14 protein-coding genes are annotated in these 18,091 nt (G+C 46.6%); 11 read left to right on the plus strand and 3 right to left on the minus strand.

The genetic code is table 11. The features are described 5' to 3' along the window. The first annotated feature begins 2 nt into the window (after positions 1 to 2). Together BLR32_RS13980 and BLR32_RS13985 are read left to right on the plus strand one after the other, a co-directional pair. Positions 3 to 461 (plus strand): hypothetical protein, encoded by a 459-nt coding sequence (locus BLR32_RS13980; protein ID WP_089832764.1) that lies wholly within the window; start codon positions 3 to 5, stop codon positions 459 to 461. A gap of 139 nt (positions 462 to 600) precedes the next feature. Beyond that, complete coding sequence (locus BLR32_RS13985) at positions 601 to 1,056, plus strand: SMI1/KNR4 family protein (protein WP_089832766.1); 456 nt, start codon at positions 601 to 603, stop codon at positions 1,054 to 1,056. A gap of 8 nt (positions 1,057 to 1,064) precedes the next feature. Here BLR32_RS13985 and BLR32_RS13990 read toward each other — a convergent pair whose 3' ends face one another. Continuing rightward, positions 1,065 to 1,385, minus strand: coding sequence for a hypothetical protein (locus BLR32_RS13990; protein WP_089832768.1), 321 nt, complete (start codon positions 1,383 to 1,385; stop codon positions 1,065 to 1,067). Between the two features lie 144 nt (positions 1,386 to 1,529). On the opposite strand from BLR32_RS13990, the gene nfi reads away from it, so the two are divergent. After that, positions 1,530 to 2,225, plus strand: coding sequence for a deoxyribonuclease V (nfi, locus tag BLR32_RS13995; protein WP_089832771.1), 696 nt, complete (start codon positions 1,530 to 1,532; stop codon positions 2,223 to 2,225). Here nfi and BLR32_RS14000 read toward each other — a convergent pair. Then, the gene (locus tag BLR32_RS14000; protein WP_089832773.1) at positions 2,206 to 2,667 is read right to left on the minus strand and encodes a hypothetical protein; all 462 of its coding nucleotides are present in this window, start codon (positions 2,665 to 2,667) and stop codon (positions 2,206 to 2,208) included. The genes nfi and BLR32_RS14000 overlap by 20 nt on opposite strands. A 7-nt stretch (positions 2,668 to 2,674) precedes the next feature. Continuing rightward, positions 2,675 to 6,739 (minus strand): DUF6531 domain-containing protein, encoded by a 4,065-nt coding sequence (locus BLR32_RS14005; protein WP_089832775.1) that lies wholly within the window; start codon positions 6,737 to 6,739, stop codon positions 2,675 to 2,677. Positions 6,740 to 6,882: 143 nt separating this feature from the next. Here BLR32_RS14005 and BLR32_RS14010 point away from each other — a divergent pair, with 143 nt between their 5' ends. The 8 genes from BLR32_RS14010 to BLR32_RS14045 all read left to right on the plus strand — a co-directional run bounded on the left by BLR32_RS14010 (position 6,883) and on the right by BLR32_RS14045 (position 18,075). Then, on the plus strand, positions 6,883 to 7,959 hold the full coding sequence (locus tag BLR32_RS14010) for an acyltransferase family protein (protein WP_089832777.1): 1,077 nt from the start codon (positions 6,883 to 6,885) through the stop codon (positions 7,957 to 7,959). Positions 7,960 to 8,035: 76 nt separating this feature from the next. After that, on the plus strand, positions 8,036 to 8,656 hold the full coding sequence (locus tag BLR32_RS14015) for an RNA polymerase sigma factor (protein WP_089832779.1): 621 nt from the start codon (positions 8,036 to 8,038) through the stop codon (positions 8,654 to 8,656). A 45-nt stretch (positions 8,657 to 8,701) separates the two neighbouring features. Next, positions 8,702 to 9,754 carry a FecR family protein gene (locus BLR32_RS14020; RefSeq protein WP_089832781.1) on the plus strand — a complete coding sequence of 351 codons (1,053 nt, stop codon included), beginning with the start codon at positions 8,702 to 8,704 and terminating at the stop codon, positions 9,752 to 9,754. A 60-nt stretch (positions 9,755 to 9,814) separates the two neighbouring features. Then, positions 9,815 to 13,267 carry a SusC/RagA family TonB-linked outer membrane protein gene (locus BLR32_RS14025; protein ID WP_089832783.1) on the plus strand — a complete coding sequence of 1,151 codons (3,453 nt, stop codon included), beginning with the start codon at positions 9,815 to 9,817 and terminating at the stop codon, positions 13,265 to 13,267. Between the two features lie 19 nt (positions 13,268 to 13,286). After that, positions 13,287 to 14,819 (plus strand): SusD/RagB family nutrient-binding outer membrane lipoprotein, encoded by a 1,533-nt coding sequence (locus tag BLR32_RS14030; protein WP_089832785.1) that lies wholly within the window; start codon positions 13,287 to 13,289, stop codon positions 14,817 to 14,819. Between the two features lie 28 nt (positions 14,820 to 14,847). Next, positions 14,848 to 15,309, plus strand: a complete 462-nt coding sequence (locus BLR32_RS14035) for a RidA family protein (protein WP_089832787.1) — start codon at positions 14,848 to 14,850, stop codon at positions 15,307 to 15,309. 62 nt (positions 15,310 to 15,371) lie between these two features. After that, positions 15,372 to 16,589 (plus strand): aminotransferase class V-fold PLP-dependent enzyme, encoded by a 1,218-nt coding sequence (locus tag BLR32_RS14040; RefSeq protein ID WP_245705426.1) that lies wholly within the window; start codon positions 15,372 to 15,374, stop codon positions 16,587 to 16,589. 250 nt (positions 16,590 to 16,839) lie between these two features. Then, positions 16,840 to 18,075, plus strand: coding sequence for an amidohydrolase/deacetylase family metallohydrolase (locus tag BLR32_RS14045; RefSeq protein ID WP_089832791.1), 1,236 nt, complete (start codon positions 16,840 to 16,842; stop codon positions 18,073 to 18,075). The last annotated feature ends 16 nt before the right edge of the window (positions 18,076 to 18,091 follow it).

An 18,091-nucleotide genomic window follows, 5' to 3' on the forward strand; every position in this document is an offset into this window, starting at 1 on the left:
GTATGAATAATAACATCCAGGAGCATTGGAGTAAAAGTGAAATACCAGGACTGGACGCCATTCTCTTTCAGGATGGTACCATGATCATGATTAATTTTTATGCTGTAACAACGAAGAGTGGAAAGCGGCATTATGCCAGCCCTATATGTGAAACCACGGCGCAGAGTGTTGAAAAATATAATAGCGGTGTGTGGAGAGAAATACAACCGCATCCGGCGTCCTTCACACTGCCTGATGGAAGAAAAGTTTACTTCGGAGAAGGAACGATGGGGCAGGAGGGATTTGTAGCGCTTACCGAAGATAATGACCAGCTGATCTGGGCATTGTTTTGCACGGACTCCAATCCATTTGTCAGTGGGGAATTTGTGAATGGTAAGATCCGTGTTTATTCTACCTACGATCTTTATTTTAACATCGATATCCATACACCGGAGAAGATCACTATTGAAGCGGAGGAATAATGTCTGCTGCTCCACTGTTTTAAAAGGCTGTTCGTCATCGCGAACAGCCTTTTTCATTCCCTACACCCTGATTTTCACAAATATCCATTCATGTTATAAAAAATATTATTAATATTATCCCCTATATCAGAACAAACAGATGGCAAAATATCTGGACTTTTTACAACAATATGCGAAGCACCTGGGTGATCCTCAGGGAGTTAAAGAAGCAGAGATCCAGGCGATCGAGCAGCAGTTTAATGTTAAGCTACCCTTAGCCTACGTAGAATTTATCTCCATGTTCGGCAAGAAAAAGGGCCGCATCCTCAGAAATTACTCCAGCGAAGTATCCTACCTGGCACAGAACAGGAAAGATGCCGTTAAGGCACAGGAAAACGCCGGCGCAGATGCCTTTGTGATCAAAGACAGTCATTTCTTCTTTGGCCAGTGGCAGGGACTTTCTTCTTATTTCTTTGATTGCGAACAGCAGGAAGATGATCCCCCGGTATATGTGCTCGATGCAGGTAAGGCAGAAGTTTTTAAACCTTCATTTTCGCAGCTGATCAGGGAAGAGCTGAATAAAGTATTAAAATTTGATGGGGTTATCAAAAAATAAGCTCCCCGTTAATGTACCTTACTCACATCTGATAAGCATACCATTTCAGGCATCAGGCAGATGGCCAGGCAAAGTACTGCCGGAGGCTTGTCTGTAGCATGCATGTTGAATGCAATGGTGTCGCCCAAATTGATCTCAGCCGGTAATACGGTTGTAATAGTACTGTCTGTCCCCAAAATGTTAACCTTGTAAAGTCTGCCCCCTTCTGTAGATGAGCAGCAATTGTCCGCAGCTGCTACAAGTCCCTTAAAAGATCTGCCGCGCTCCTTCGAGCAGGATAAACAGGATATAACAGAGATAAGGCACAAATAAATAAAGATCTGTTTCATTTCAATTTATCTGGTTGATAACTATGGAATAGGTATAATGTGTATAACGGGAACCCGGGGGAAAAGTTACAAACCGGCACCCGCTTGTACGGGAAATGACATGATGTTTTCCCTATATTTAACTTTCAAGCAGGACGCACAAACATGATAAATTCAAATCTGACAGAACAGGAAGCAATTGCTCTGCAACAGCAGTTGCGAAGCCAGGTTATCCTGTCCGACCACTTGCCGGCCGAGATAAAACTGATCGCAGGTGTAGATGTGGAATACGATAAGGACAGCGAAGCCATTGCAGGCGCTTTTGTATTGCTGGATTATCAAACACTGGAAGTGGTGGAAGTGGCTACACATTGTATGGAGGTGACCTTTCCCTACATCCCCGGCCTGTTTTCATTCCGTGAAATGCCGGTCCTGCTGGAAGCATGGAAGAAACTGCAACAGCATCCGGATGTGATCATCTGCGACGGACAGGGGAGGGCGCATCCCCGTCGTTTCGGACTGGCCTGTCATATGGGTGTGCTGTTGGATAAACCCACACTCGGATGCGGCAAGACAAGATTATTTGGGACCTATGAACAACCCGCTACAGAGAGAGGCTCCATCAGTCCATTGCTGGCGGAAGATGATGGAGAGCATATCGGAAATGCACTGCGCACGCAAACGGGCATTAATCCGGTATTTGTGTCTGTGGGACATAAGATCTCACTGGATACAGCTACCAGCCTGGTCCTGAAAATGTGTACGGAATACCGCCTGCCGGAAACGACCCGCAAAGCAGATCATTACGGGCGGGAGGCATTCCTGGCATATAAGAACGGCACTACTCCGCCGCTTCAATGACGATCCTTTCCGGTGCAAGGATATCAATGTTGTAATAAAGATCATAAGTTGAATAAGCACGGATCTTGCCGTTCACAAATTCAGCTTTTGTAAAGGGATTAGTAGCGCTGCTGAATAAAGCCCAGATCAGCTGATCATCATTTTCTGTAAGGGCTATGAAACCTTCATTGCCCATACCGCCCTCACCAAAATAGACTTTCTTTCCATCAGGAAGTGTGAGTGTAGCCGGATGCCTTTCTATTTGCGTCCATACGTCGTCATTATATTTTTCAACGCTTTTCAATGTGGTTTCACAGAGAGGGGACACATAATGTAGCTTGCCGCCGCTTTCTGTTGACACAGCATAAAAATCAAGGATGATCACTGTGCCATCTGCAAAAACGATAGCGTCTATACCTGGTAATTCGTCATTATTCCAATGCTCCTGTATGATGTTCGTCATGTGTATGTTATTTATTCGGATATACGATCGTAGGTTTATTGGGTGAACCATGCGGCCGCAGATCAGCTTTTTGAAGATCAGGTCTTCTTTTCGGTTTGGAATTCAGTTTCTTTTCAAGATTGCTGCGATAAGTACCGCCATCAGGACGGGGATCATCCAGGTTGACGATACGTATCGGCACCTGTGGTACCTCTGCCATTTGTGCCGCCATCAGACGTCTGTTGTCAAGGCTGACACGGTGACCGTCAATCTCTGCTACCTCCAGCGGGCTTCTTGACCAGTCCCAGTTACCATCTTTCATCGCCTGTGCATATTCTTCCACCTGGTGGCCGACATACCCCTGGGAGAAATTCAATGATTTTGGATCTACCCACTCGATAGGATTCAGGCCGAATATATCCACATAGGCATCCGGCTTTTTCACATATGCATAGAGGTGAATGCCACCGAATAATCCTGTAGGATCATGGCTGATATAACTGCCTTCCTCCGGACTATAATACCTGAACCTGTTATAATAAAGACCTGTCTCCGCATCTTCATACTGTCCCTGGTAGCGGAAGGGTACAAAGTGACGGTCGCCCGCTAACTTACGGACGTTTCCATAAATATCCAATTCACAGGACCATACGTTGTTACCTTCATCGTCGTATGCCTCGCAAGGAGTGCCAAGATAATCGGCGATGAGGGAATATTTTTTACCGGCACTTATCCGCGCAGCGGGAACAGCAGCATCTGCCTCGAAGGTCCATGTGGTCAATGTTTCAGCAGGTACTGGTTCAGTTGGTGTTAAGATATTCCCGTCTTCGTCTATTGTAGTAACAGGTCGTTGTTTTACAGGATAATGCCATTCGTGTAGAGGAACATTGCCATCCCAGAGCCAGCGGGTGATCTGTTGTTTGAAGATCTTTGCTGTTCTTCTGCCCAGGGCATCATATTCAAATGAAACGGCCTGTTTATCCGGTCTGATCACCTGCTTAAGCATGCCATTGCCATACCATGCATATTCCCATACCGTTCCCTCTTTGGTGATCTTACGGGTCAGATTACCTTCTTCGTCGTATTCAAAACGGGCCTGTGAACTTTCTTTTAATTGTCCGCCGGCAGTGTATTTTCTGTCTTTACGTTCAGGTGTTTTATACAGGTTACCCATTTTATCAGGCAGACGATAATCAAATTGTCCGTCTTCATATTGTGCACGTGACAGATGACCAAAGCTATCATGACTGAAGGTGCTTACGCCCTTATCGAGTGCATTGATGATCTGCCGCAGTTGCTGATTGGCATCCCAGCGGTAATACCTGCTTCTTACTGTGCGTGTATGATGGCTGACGCTGTGATGTACCGGTAAACCGGCATCATCATAAACACGTCTGTTCACAATACAGCCCGGCAGTATCCTTTCTGTTTCAAGGCCGCGCAGATTCCTGGTGATCTGTGCCGTCCACGGATCATCGATACTTTCGTCGGTGGTAGTGATGCGGGTTACCACGCCATTGTGGTTGCGTTCGTACCGGATATCTGCCCCGAGGCTGCTGCGAACATGGAGCCGTTTACCATACTTATTGAATGTAGTGCTGAGCTCATGTTCATTCTGCCATTCTCTCACGATATTGCCCGATACATCTCTCTCGAATCTGACGCTGCTGTTTTCATTGATGGCCTCGACAAGCTGGCCGTTGCGATTGTAGCTAAATGTTTCCCAGCTGCCGTCGCTGTGTTCTGCTCTTGTTACGCGATAATTGTAGTCGTATTCATAGATGGTAGATCTTTTACCGGGACGATCTATCCTTATTACATTTCCTTTGGCATCCCTTTTCAGAAAGCGGGACACATTGTCAAAGCCTGTCTCTTCAATGACCTCACCACGTTGATTCCGCTTAAAGCGATAGCTTTCTCCATGCTCATTGACAACAGCTACAAGGCGTTCTTCCGTATCGAGGATGAAGTGTATTTTAGTACCGTTCTCTTCCCTGGATTGCAGGCTACCCAGCTGGGTGTAAGTGAAACGGATATCATGATGTTTATCTTTTGCATGAATGACTTCATCATAAGCATTATACCCCAGCCGGATATGATTGCCGTCGGGTGTTCTGATATCCGTAACCCTGCCCAATGCGTCGTATTGGAAGTACTGCGACTCCTGCTGCGGATTATTGGATCTGATACATTGTCCCCATGCATCGTATTGCCAGCTGTATGTGGCTTTATCGGGTAGTGTGACAGATGTTAGATTGAGGTCTTCATCATATTCCAGTAAAGTGCTGCCGGCACGCAGTCTTTCCACTTTACGCAGCAGTTGTTGTTGATCATATTCAAACATTATAAGGCTGCCATCGGCTTCTGTAATAGTATGTAGCAGGCCATTATGTTCATTGTATACATAACTGCGGGTATTGCCCTGTGCATCTTTGACAAGCAGCAGGTTGCCCTCTTCGTCATAGGTGAATGAGCGGGTGGCCCCATCGGCTTTTGTAAGAGCAATGCAGTTGCCCCACTCATCATAGGAAAAGCCCGTGGCATTTCCTTCCTCATCTATGTACCGGTATATTTCAAAATCTTCCGTGTATTCTGTAAATGTGGAGTGACCCAGTGCATCTTTCACCTGGTGTACCACGAAGTCAGGCGTGTAATAGTAAGTCGTTTCGTTGCCGAGGGAATCAGTGAGCACATTGTATCCCTTCTCAGGATGATATGCGATATATCCTTCCAGTACGCCTTTTTCACCCCAGGCATGGATACAGCGGCGCTGCCGGTCATATTCCCAGTAGAAGGATTGTCCGTTCCTGTCTGTTCTTTGTATCATCAGGTGATCTTCGTAGATCATCCGGATAGCTTTATTGTTAGCATCGATGATGGCAGAAAGATCGCCGGCTTCATTGTATTCATAACTTACCATGAGGCGTTCCTGTCCGCGATGTTGTGTTGTTACCCGGATGATCCTGCCGCTTTTATCATTTTCTATATGCAGTTGTCTGCCTGCAGTGTCGATGATACGCTGGAGATCACCCTTGAAGTTATAGTGGAAGGTGATGATAAATCCGGCCTTGTCATGAATGGATACAAGACGGTATTGCTTGTCGGCAGGATGCAGTTTATGGAAAGTATAAAAAAGTTTTTCTTGCTGGTCATAGAGTAGGTAGCTGTTGATATCTGTCCGTGTGAGCGTAAGCTGCTCATGCCGGTTATACTCGCCGGGCATACCGGAAGGAGTATAGCTAAAGACAGCGCTGCGTCCGTTTTTAAGCAATACGAGCGTGATGCCTTCCTGCGCATATTCCTGTACACGCATATCATAGGAGAAATGCATGGCATGGCCCAGTACGCCTTTATGGGGACTGTCGCTGTTCCATGAGCGGGCCCATGTAAGCGGAATAGGGCCGGGCAACTCAAAGTCCACACCATCATATATTACGATGCCCTGTACGAGATCTACAGGTTCCAGACCCAGTTTACAGAGGAAGTTACTGAGTTTATTACTGCCAAAGGTTTTCTGTAGTGCATGGTTGAATTTCGTTACTACTTTTTTCAGTCCTTTCATCAATGCACCAAAACCGAAAGATGCTATTAAATTAATGAGTACGCCCGCCCAGTCGGGCACATAGGGGCCACCTACCATAACAGGTTTTCCGAATGAGAGCGGAATGGTAAAAGAGGTAGGAAGATACATGCTAGGTTTGGGTATCATCTTTTTACCCGGTTGCAGTGACAAGGGGATACCAATATCGTTGCAGGTCATCAGCATATGGCCTGTAGGACTCATAAGCCGGCCTTCCGTTTTTACCTTTTTGCTGCCATAAAAGTTGACAGAATCATGTCCGATCAGTGGGGCCAGCAACCAGGGACCACCCATGGGAAAATGGATGAATATAATAATGATGCCACTGGTATCACTTACGCCGCGGGGTACATGATTTACTTTGGTAGTAGCACCGATGAAAGGGATGTAATCCATGGGATCCACTACAAATCCGATATATGGATGCGGCAGTGGAATGGGAAACCCTAAAAGTAGTACGATGTGAATGTCCAGGCCAATAACGGGTACAAAATGCTTATTACTTACTAACATGCTATGAGGTTTTTCTTCGGGCTAAACCAGGGTTACGAAAGTGGAAAATATTTTTCCAGATACAGTTATGGTGCAATATAAAAATTATTCTATTATCTTACCCTCAAGGCAAAGATTCAACCGAAATCAAATCGTTCACGTCAATGAAACAAAGGCTCCTGTCGCTCGACTTTTTCAGAGGTTTGACCGTGGCTGCTATGATCCTGGTCAATAATCCGGGAAGCTGGTCTTACGTTTATCCCCCGCTGGAACATTCAAAATGGAATGGCTGCACACCTACGGATCTGGTATTTCCTTTTTTCCTGTTTATGGTAGGCGTATCTGTCACATTTGCGCTGAGCAGCCGTAAGGCAGATACCGGCGGACATGGAAAACTGATCCTGCATATTTTCCGCCGGGCGGCTATCATTTTTGCTATCGGACTGGCTTTTCGTCTGATACCATCCTTTGACTTCTATAATCTGAGGATTTTAGGCGTTTTACAGCGCATTGCGATCGTTTTTCTTATCATCTCTCTGCTCTATATCAAAACAGGTCCTAAAGCCCGCATATGGCTTTGTTTTTCGTTTCTGGTGATATACTGGCTCCTGATGACGGTAGTACCTGTACCAGGTATTGGTCCGGCGAACCTGGAACCTGAAACTAACCTGGCAGCATGGCTGGACCGTACCGTAATGGGAGAGCGGCATCTCTGGAAGCAGGCCCGTACCTGGGACCCTGAAGGCATTTTAAGCACGCTGCCGGCTATTTCAACGGGGTTGCTGGGTATTATGACGGGCGACTGGCTACGCCGTAAGGATGTAGGGGATGCTGAAAAGGTGTCCTGGCTGTTTACCGCAGGTTTCCTGTCGGTACTGGCAGGCCTGGTATGGGATGGATTCTTCCCGATCAACAAGTCACTGTGGACAAGCTCCTTTGTACTCTATACCGGCGGACTGGCAGCCATGGGACTGGCATTATCCTACTGGCTGGTCGATGTACAGAAATACCAGCGGGTTACGCCTCCTTTTGTAGCTTTCGGTAGAAACGCTATTACTGCCTATGTTTTATCCGGTGTTGTTCCCATGGTCTTTAAAGGAATGTCCGGTGGGATGTTCAGGGGCTATTCCGGGGTGTTTTCTCCTCTCAATGCATCTCTGGCCGCAGCCATTACGCTGGTGTTGCTGCTATTCATCCCGGTATGGATCATGTATAAAAGAAATATCATCGTAAAAATCTGATGTGGAACGAAAATGTTACCACTGGCCGGTATTTTTTTTGTATTATTAGGCAATCGTCTTCCTAAACTTACTGCCAATGCAATCGGAGAGCCACGTGTTATGGTGGAATGCGTTTAAACAGGGGGATTGGGACGCCTTTACTGCGCTCTACGGCGAGTTTTATGAACTGTTGAACAATTATGGCCGCAAGTTTACGCAGGACGCGGACCTGATCCAGGATGTAGTACATGATCTTTTTGTAAGATTATGGACCACCCGCACCCGGCTGGGCAATCCTGCCTCTGTGAAGAACTACCTGTACAAGGCATTACGCTCTGCACTATTCCGTAAAATACAGTCCCTGTCCAAATTTGTAGAACTGGATAATGCCTCCGGACAGGGGGGATTTACTGTGAATTTCATTCCCGATGCATCTTTCCGCCAGGAAGAACAGGAACTCAGGAACCAGGTGATTGCCCTGGTCAATACATTACCTGCCCGTCAGCAGGAGATTATCTTCCTCCGTTTTTATGAAGGAATGTCCTATGAGGAGATCGCCGTCATCATGGACATCAATATGAGCTCAACCTACAAATTATTATATAAGGCCCTCGACAACCTGCAGAAGGTGTCAGATAAGCGTTTCCTGACCATTTTAAGTGTACTCTTTTTCCTCTCCAACAATTTTTCTAAAAAAATGATGATTCCGGAGGGATAATTTCCACCATGTCATGTCTAATAGTAGTAAATCGGGGATATCGTGATGAACAATGAGAAATATGCAACATACAGATTGGAAGACTTCCTGGACGATGACGCCTTTATTAAGTGGGCGTCTGGTAAAGAACAGGATGCACCTGTAGCACAGTTCTGGAGCGAATTCCCTTTACAGTACCCATCTGCTGCCGCCAACTATGAATTTGCCGTCAGTGTGATCCGTACTTACCGTTCGCAGGAAGTGTGGGAGAACAGGGACAATAAGGCGCATGTCCTGGAAAGGATCACCGCTACCATAGCCGCCAATAACAACCGCCGTCCTGCACTGATCCGCCGCATGAGCACATGGGTAAGGGCCGCAGCTGTTGTGCTGATCGCTACTGTAGGTGGCTACCTGCTCTTTAATAAGCTGGGCAAGCCGACAAGAGAAACAATCGCAACAGGCTATGGCGAAAAACGAACCATCACTCTGCCCGACCATTCAGTGGTGACACTGAATGCCTCCTCCTCCATTGCTTTCAATGAAAAATGGGATACCACCTTAGCCAGGGAAGTATGGGTAGATGGAGAAGCCTTCTTCGATGTGAAACACCTGAACAGTGATACTACCAATATAAGACCCGGACAACGTTTCCTGGTACATAGCAATGGCCTGACAATAGAAGTACTCGGAACATCCTTTAATGTAAGAAGTCGCCACGGAAAAACGAAAGTAGGACTGGTAACAGGAAAGATCCAGGTAGGATTCAGCGGCGCTGCTGCACCGAAAGCTATGGTAATGTTGCCGGGCGATTATATCGAGTATGCGGATAATCATTTATTACTAACTAAAAAGATAGATAAGCCGGAATCAATTAAACGTTGGACACAGGTACCGCTGACGTTTACTGATGCTACACTAAGTGAGATAATAGAAACACTGCAGGACAATTATGGTTACACTGTAAAAGTCAGTGAACAATCAATCAAAAAACTAAAGATAGAGGGAGATATCAACGTAGCTAACGTAGAGGAACTATTGACTGTAATTACCACGACGCTGAATGTCAAAATAGAGCAGCCTTCCGAGAAGGCGCTTGTCATAACTTCAGGAAAATAACAGCGGGAAAAACACGCGCGTAAACGCCGCGGGAAAAACTAGGACACGTAAAAAAAAATTATGAACATTTTGAACCAAAATCTCGTTTTGGGGCTGCTCTCTTGTGCCCTGCTGCCAGGTATTGCCCTGTCTGCCGGTGCACAGACGCCCACGATGTATGCCGCGATGAGGCAGTCAGATAAGATCCCTGTAAAACATGTATCCGCAACAGTGTCCCTGAAAGAAGCTTTAATAAAGCTGAAGAAATTCCAGAATATACGTATCGCTTACAAAGAGGGACTATTGGATGGGAAAGTAGTAGCTGCTGATGTAATAGAAAAAGCAGAACACATGGACGCAGAAGCTGCTCTGAAGCTGCTGCTGTCAGATTTTCCATTAGCCTACATGCGTATTAACAAAACACAGTATTCCATATATGTGCCAACAGCGGCTACCGTGCTGAATGTAAACAACCTGATGGCAGATAAGCTGAAAGGTAAGGTAACAGGCCCAGATGGTGCACCTATTCCCGGCGCCAGCATTGTGCTCAAGGGAAACACATCCGTAGCTACGATGGCTGCTGCTGATGGTAGTTTTGAACTGAACCTGAAAGGTGCGACTCCTCCCTTTGTGCTGATAGTAAGCTCCATGGGCTTCAGCAAACAGGAAGTGAATGTAACAGATGCAGGTGCTCCTTTAACGGTAAGTCTTGCAGAAGCCAATGAGTCACTATCTGAAGTGGTAGTAACCGCCCTTGGTATCAGGAAAGAGAAAAAGGCGCTGGTATATGCCGTAACAGAAGTAAAAGGTAGTGAGTTCACACAGGCCCGTGAGGTGAATATCGCCAATGCACTGAGCGGAAAGATAGCAGGTGTGAATGCCACCAGTCTGGCCAGTGGTCCCGGTGGTTCCAGCCGTGTGATCATCCGTGGTAACAGTTCACTGGGTAGTGAGAACCAGCCTTTATATGTGGTGAATGGTATGCCGATAGATAATACAACACCTGGTGGCGCTCCTACTACTGGTGGTGGTGGTCAGAACGTGGATAGAGGTGATGGTATCGGCGGTATCAACCCGGATGATATTGAGACCATCAGCGTATTGAAAGGTGGATCTGCTGCTGCGCTGTACGGCTCCCGTGCTGCAAATGGTGTTATCCTCATCACGACCAAAAAAGGCCGCGCACGTCAGGGCATCGGTGTAGACTATAACACTACCATGACGATGGAGACACCATCTGTAAAGCCTGACTGGCAGTACGAGTATGGCCAGGGTGATAAAGGATTGAAACCAACGTCACAGGCAGAGGCTATTACCTATGGCCGTCGCTCATGGGGTACTAAAATGGATGGTACGCAATACATCGCTTTTGATGGTAAAATGCATACCTATTCTCCTCAGAGAGATAATATCAAAAACTTCTACCGTACAGGAGCTACCTATACCAATACTGTAGCATTCAACGGTGGTAGTGAAAATATTAATTTCCGCTTCTCGCTCTCCAATACCAACAGTAAAAGCATCGTTCCTAACTCCAAGTTCGACAAGAAAATTGCGAACCTGAACCTGAATGCTTTCCTGGGTAAAAAGCTGAGCATAGAAGCTGTAGCGCAATATAATGTTGAGAATGCGACCAACCGCTCCAGTTCCGGGGATGCCACCGGTAACCCCAACTGGGGCGTTTATATGATCGCCAACACAGTGGATATCCGCGCCCTTGATCCCGGTTATGATGCAACAGGCCGTGAGATCCAATGGAATGAAACAGCGTATGCATCCAATCCTTACTTCGTTGTCAACAGGTTTAAGAATAACGATACCAAGAACCGTTTCATCGGTCAGGCAAGTGTGAAGTATGATCTGCTGAAGAACCTGTATGTGAAAGGTACGGTGAGCCGTGACTTCTTTAACTACAACTATGTTGGTATTATTCCAACCGGTACGGTATACACAACCGGTGCAGCTGGTGAATACAGTGAACTGAGAAATGCAGTAGCAGAAACCAACTCAATGGTAACTGCCAACTACAATACCAAGATTGCCGGTACTATCGGTGTGAATGCATTGGCTGGTGTAAATGCCCGTCGCTTCAACTCTAACCAGACCGCCATCACCGGTACACAGTTTATTATTCCATTCTTCTATAGCTCTACCAACCTGACTACTTCCACTACTACACCAACCAGGAATAAAGTAGCGACCAACTCCATATTCGGTTCCGTAGACCTGGATTACAAATCTATCATCTTCCTGAACTTCACAGGACGCCAGGACTGGTTCTCTACACTCAGTCCGAAGAGCAACAGTATCTTCTATCCATCTGTAGGTGGTAGTATCATGCTGTCGGATGCGTTTAAACTACCTAAGGTGATCAACTATGCAAAACTGCGCAGTTCATGGGCACAAGTGGGCGGTGCTACGCCCGATCCTTACATCCTGAACCAGACTTATTCCATGGTGCAGGGTGGTCACCTGGGACGTCCGGTACAGCAGATCACACAGTCAAACGGTGTGAACCTGGTTACCAACTCCAACCTGAAACCGCTGACCTCTACTACCTATGAAGTAGGTGGTGAAGTACAGTTCTTCAATAACAGACTGGGTATTGACCTCACTTACTATAAGAAACAGACAACAGACGATATCGTAAGCACCGCTGTATCTACCGCTTCCGGTTATAACAACGCTTTGCTGAACGTAGGTAAGTTGTCTAACAAAGGAATCGAGTTACTGTTAACCGGTACACCTGTTAAATCAAAGAACTTCTCCTGGTCTGTAAGCTACAATATGGCCCACAATACCAGCAAGGTAGAACAGCTGGCAGCAGGCCTCACCACCTTACAGATGGCAACAAGCGTGGGTAGCTGGGCATTCATCCACAATACAGTAGGACAACCTTATGGTATTATCAAAGGATATACTACTGTAAAGAATGCGAAAGGACAGACTGTATATAACAGCACAACAGGTTATGAGCAGAAGAGCGACCTGGTAGCATTAGGTAATGGTGTACCTCCTTTAACAATGGGTCTGACCAATACCTTCAGCTACAAGCGCCTGTCGCTCGACATCTTAGTAGACGGTAAGTTTGGTAACAAAGTATTCTCCGGTACAGATGTATATGCTACCCGTTTCGGTCTGCATAAGAAAACACTGGCAGGCAGGGAAACCGGCCTGGAACTGAATGGTGTTGACCAGAATGGTAATGAATATCACAACACGATCCCGGTAGCGAATCTGCGTCTCTACTACGACAATACCAAGAACTATACAGACCACTTCCTCTTTGATGGCAGCTTTGTAAAACTGCGCCAGGTGATCTTCAGTTACCAGATCCCGATACAGGAGAGATTGAAAAAAGTGGTACAGAGTGCGTCCATCTCGTTTGTGGCACGTAACCTCGCCATCCTGTATAAAAAGACTGACAACTTCGATCCGGAATCCAGCTATACAAATGGCAATGCACAAGGTTTTGAGGCGTTCGGTATTCCACGTACAAGAAGCTTCGGTGCGAACCTGATGGTGAAATTCTAATCTCTTAAAACTACTACGGATGAAAATGCGCTTTAACTTTTTAATATATACAGCCATCGCAGCAACGCTGGCTTTCCAGTCCTGTGATAAAGGATTCGAAGAAATGAATGTCAATCCGGATGCATCGTCCACTGCACAGCCTGAATATATGTTCAGTAAGGCGTTGCTGGATGCTTTTGGAAACAGCTATTTTGCTACTGACGTACTGGCCTGTGGCGGTTCCATGCAACATTTTGCGACTTATAAGGATGTACCTGGTATCGGTGATAAATATTATTTCCAGCAGGGTACTTATCCATATGATTACTTCACAACAGGGTATACTACAGCTGTCAATGAAATAGCAACCACTATCAATTCGCTGAGTCCGGATAATGCTGCGGATGGTAACAAGCTGGCGATTGCCCGCATCTTCAGGGTGTATATCATGCACCGTCTGACAGACATGTATGGTGATATTCCTTATTCTGCATCAGTGAAAGGATATACAGAGAATAATTTCACACCTAAATACGACGCACAGGAAGATATCTATGCCGACATGCTGAAAGAGCTGGACGAAGCAGCAGCTAAACTGGATCCTGCAGTAGCTACTTTCGGTCCTGGTGACTTTATTTATTCCGGCGATGTGAATAAGTGGAAGAAATTCGCTTATTCCCTGATGCTGCGCCTGGGTATGCGCCTGTCGAGAAAAGCGCCGGATTTAGCTGAAACATGGGTGAAGAAAGCCATTGCCGGAGGTGTGATCACTGCCGACGGAGATATCGCTACGATGAAGTATGTGGATGGATCGCAGGCGATCAACCGTAATCCTGCCGCAGCAAGTATGCTGTCAAACGACTATGCGGTAGCAAATGGCAACAGCAATACAGAGGGTGGAAAGCTGGCCAGGACATTTATTGATGCTTTAAAGGCAAACAATGACCCCCGTTTGAATGTTATTGCAATAGTATGGAACAATGGTAAGGCAGATACCAGCACCGCACTACAGAAAGGTATGCAAAATGGTCTGCTGAATAAGCCGGCTGATTTTACCAGCTATTCCGAGCCTAATCCGGCTACTATTCTTCAATACAATGCTCCTTTCATCCTGATGAGTGCCGCTGAAGTGAACCTGTTGCTGGCGGAAGCAGGGGTGAATGGCTGGTGGGAAGGAAGTGCTGCCGGCGCATTTGCAGATGCTATTGCGGCTTCTATGCGTAACTGGGCATTGTTTGGCAGTGGGGGCGTGATTGCTCCGGAGAAGATTGCAGCTTATCAGGCGGCACATCCGCTGACTGGTGGGGCAGAAGCGATGAAAGCGATGATCGGGCAGGAGAAATGGGTGTCTTTATTCCTGGATGAGCAGGAGATACATGCTAACTGGCGCCGTACCGGATATCCTGTTTTGACACCGGTAAATGTTCCCGGCAATTCTACTGGTGGTACTATTCCCCGCCGTCTGTTATACCCGCCTTCTGAAGAAAGCGTGAACAGCGGTAGCCTGGCAGAAGCAATTACCCGTCAGGGACCAAACCTGATGACAACCCGCGTATGGTGGGATAAACAATAAAATACCCGTATCTCAAACTAACTAAATCATGCTAAACCAGAGAAGATCCGTATTAAAGAAGATAGCAGCCACATTGGCTGGAATCACAGGTGTCAACGCAATTGCCAGAGCAGCCGCTCCTGCCTTACCGGAGAGCACTCCGCAAGGAGCCGTGATCTATGACCAGGAAGTGCCATTGTTCTCCAGTTTTAAGATCCATGGCAACACGGTCTATATTGCCGGAATAGGCGCCCACTTTGAAGGAGATATCAAAGCACATACGGACCACGTATTAAAAGAAATGGAAAAAGTACTGACCAAGGCGGGGTCATCGATGGAGAAGGTGCTGAAAGTTAGTGTATTCCTGCACGACCTGAATGATTACAAAGCGATGAATGAGGTATTCAGAGGACGGTTTGGCAACAATCCGCCTGTCCGTACCACGGTAGCAGTTTATGGAGGTGTACCCGGCGACTCTCTCGTAGAGATGGATTGCATCGCCACCCTATAAGGAGGATGTTTTTCTTTACCCTTTCTTTTTAACATATGCAACGCAGAGACTTACTAAAAAATATGTCTGTAATCCCCGTATTGGGGGCATTTGCAGGCAGTGCTAAACTATTGCCCTTATCTGATGAAGCGGCAGATGCCACAGTAGCTGGAAAGGACTATTTCAAAGAACTCGGCATCCGCACATTTATCAATGCCGCGGGTACATATACTTTTATGACAGGCTCCCTGATGAGGGACGAAGTGATGAGCGCCATCAATTATGCTTCGAAAGAGTATGTATTGCTGGATGAGCTGCAGGATAAGGTAGGGCAGCGTATTGCAACCCTGTTACGTTGCGAATATGCTACTGTTACCTCCGGCGCTGCTGCTGCTATGACATTGGGTGCTGCCGGTGTACTGACCGGCATGGACGAGAAGAAAGTAGCACAGCTGCCATTCCTGGAAGGCACTGACATGAAAAGGGAAGTGATCATTCAGAAAGAGCATGATATCGCATATGCACATGCACTGAAAAATACCGGTCTGCGGATCGTGTATGTAAGTGGTCGTGAAGAGCTGGAAAAAGCGATCACTGACAAGACGGCCCTGATGTACTTCCTCAATGCCAACAATTTTGAGGGGAAGGTGCAGGTGGAGGAGTTCCTGAAGATAGCGCAGGCGCATAGCATTCCTACGATGATAGATTGTGCGGCAGATGTACCTCCGGTTGAGAACCTGTTCAAATATACCGCAATGGGATACGACCTGGTATGTTTTTCCGGTGGTAAAGGCATTCGCGGTCCGCAGAGCGCGGGCCTGCTGCTGGGAAGGAAGAAATATATTGAAGCCGGAAGATTAAGCGCGCCTCCCCGCGGTAATACGATAGGCAGAGGACTAAAGGTGAATAAAGAAGAGATATTAGGAATGCTCGTGGCACTGGAAACGTACCTGGCCATTGATCATGCTAAAGAATGGAAAATGTGGGAGGCGCAAATTAAGCTGATCAGCGACGCTGTAAAAACAGTGTCGGGTGTGACGACTGAAGTGGTGGTGCCTCCGGTGGCCAACCATATTCCTACGCTGCACATCTCCTGGGATGCCACAAAGATCCCTGCTACAGCAGCAGAGGTCAGGCAAAAACTCCGCAGTGGCACTCCTTCTATAGAAGTAGCCGATGGAGCCAACCAGCATACCTTTAATGTTACTACCTGGATGCTGGTACCCGGACAGGAGAAGATAGTGGCAACGCAACTCAAAAAAGTACTGGCAGAAATGGCGCTGTCCACAACGCATGGTTGATAAATGGTGGTGTGTTTCACCTACAGGGAATTACAGGGCTGGTAAAGTGCACGAAATTGCCAGCTCTGCCCTGTTTTTTCTTTTAAAGCATATTTCATTCAGATTACATAAGCCGGGTAACAGGGAGCTCCTGCCAGTAGATAAGGACTGCGTGTATTGATACTGGGCACGTAGCGTTTTTGATATTGTTGCAGCGGGCTGCTTGTCCGGGTCTTTCATTCATGTACAGGTCTCATTAAAAAGTAAGGACATGAGGAGTATTATTCAATACCTGGTACTCCTGGTATCGGTGAATATTATTTTCACCGGCGCTCAGGCCCAGCAATATAGCCTGCTGATTAAAGGTGGTCACGTTATAGATCCGAAAAATAATATCGATGCAGTCATGGATATTGCATTGACAAATGATACTATTGCAAAAGTAGCTGCTCATATAGACCCGGCTACGGCACAGAAAATAATTGATGCCACCGGCTTATATGTTACGCCGGGCCTGATAGATATTCACACGCATAATTTCTTCGGTACAGTTCCCAACCGTTATCTGAATAACAGTTATGAAGCAGTCGCGCCGGATGGTTTTACTTTTCGTTGCGGCGTGACCACTGTTGTGGATGCAGGTAGTTCGGGATGGAAGAATTTTGAGATCTTTCTTGATCAGACAATAAAGCATTCGAAGACAAGAGTGCTTGCTTTTATCAATATCGTAGGCGGTGGTATGCGTGGTGGGCCGTATGAACAGGACCTTACGGATATGGATGCCAAGATGACTGCACTGACTATCCGCCGGTACAAACAATGGATAGTGGGGATCAAGGTAGCACATTATGAAGGTGCAGAATGGATACCTGTAGACCGTGCCGTAGAAGCAGGTAACATGGCCAATACGCCGGTAATGATCGATTTCGGTGGCAGTAATCCGCCATTGTCGCTGGAGGAACTGTTCATGAAGCATCTGCGTCCCGGCGATATCTTTACACATGCTTATGCAAAAGTAAAAGGCCGTATGTCTATTGTTGATGATAATGGCAAACTACGTCCGTTTATGCAGGATGCCCGTAAGAAAGGCATTCTCTTTGACGTAGGACATGGAGGTACCAGCTTTAGTTATTCACAGGCTATTCCTGCATTAAAGGCCGGCTTTTATCCAAACACGATCAGTACAGATATTCACACCGGCAGTATGAATGGAGACATGAAAGACATGCTGAATGTGATGTCTAAATTCCTGAATATGGGTATGTCGGTGCAGGAGCTGGTGAAGGCAGGCACTTCAGCCGCAGCACAGGCAATACGCCATGAGGAATTAGGAAGTCTTTCAGAAAAAAGTGTGGCAGACATTGCCATCTTACGTGTGGAAAAAGGTAAGTTTGGTTTTACAGATGCACATACGCGTGTGGAAGGAGATAGTAAGCTGGTATGTGAGGCGACGCTACGTGCAGGCAAAGTGGTGTATGACCTTAATGGGATCACCGTGACTAAATAACCCGAGGCGTTTTAAA

This window comes from Chitinophaga filiformis (assembly GCF_900102545.1).
In the GTDB taxonomy this organism is placed as follows: domain Bacteria; phylum Bacteroidota; class Bacteroidia; order Chitinophagales; family Chitinophagaceae; genus Chitinophaga; species Chitinophaga filiformis.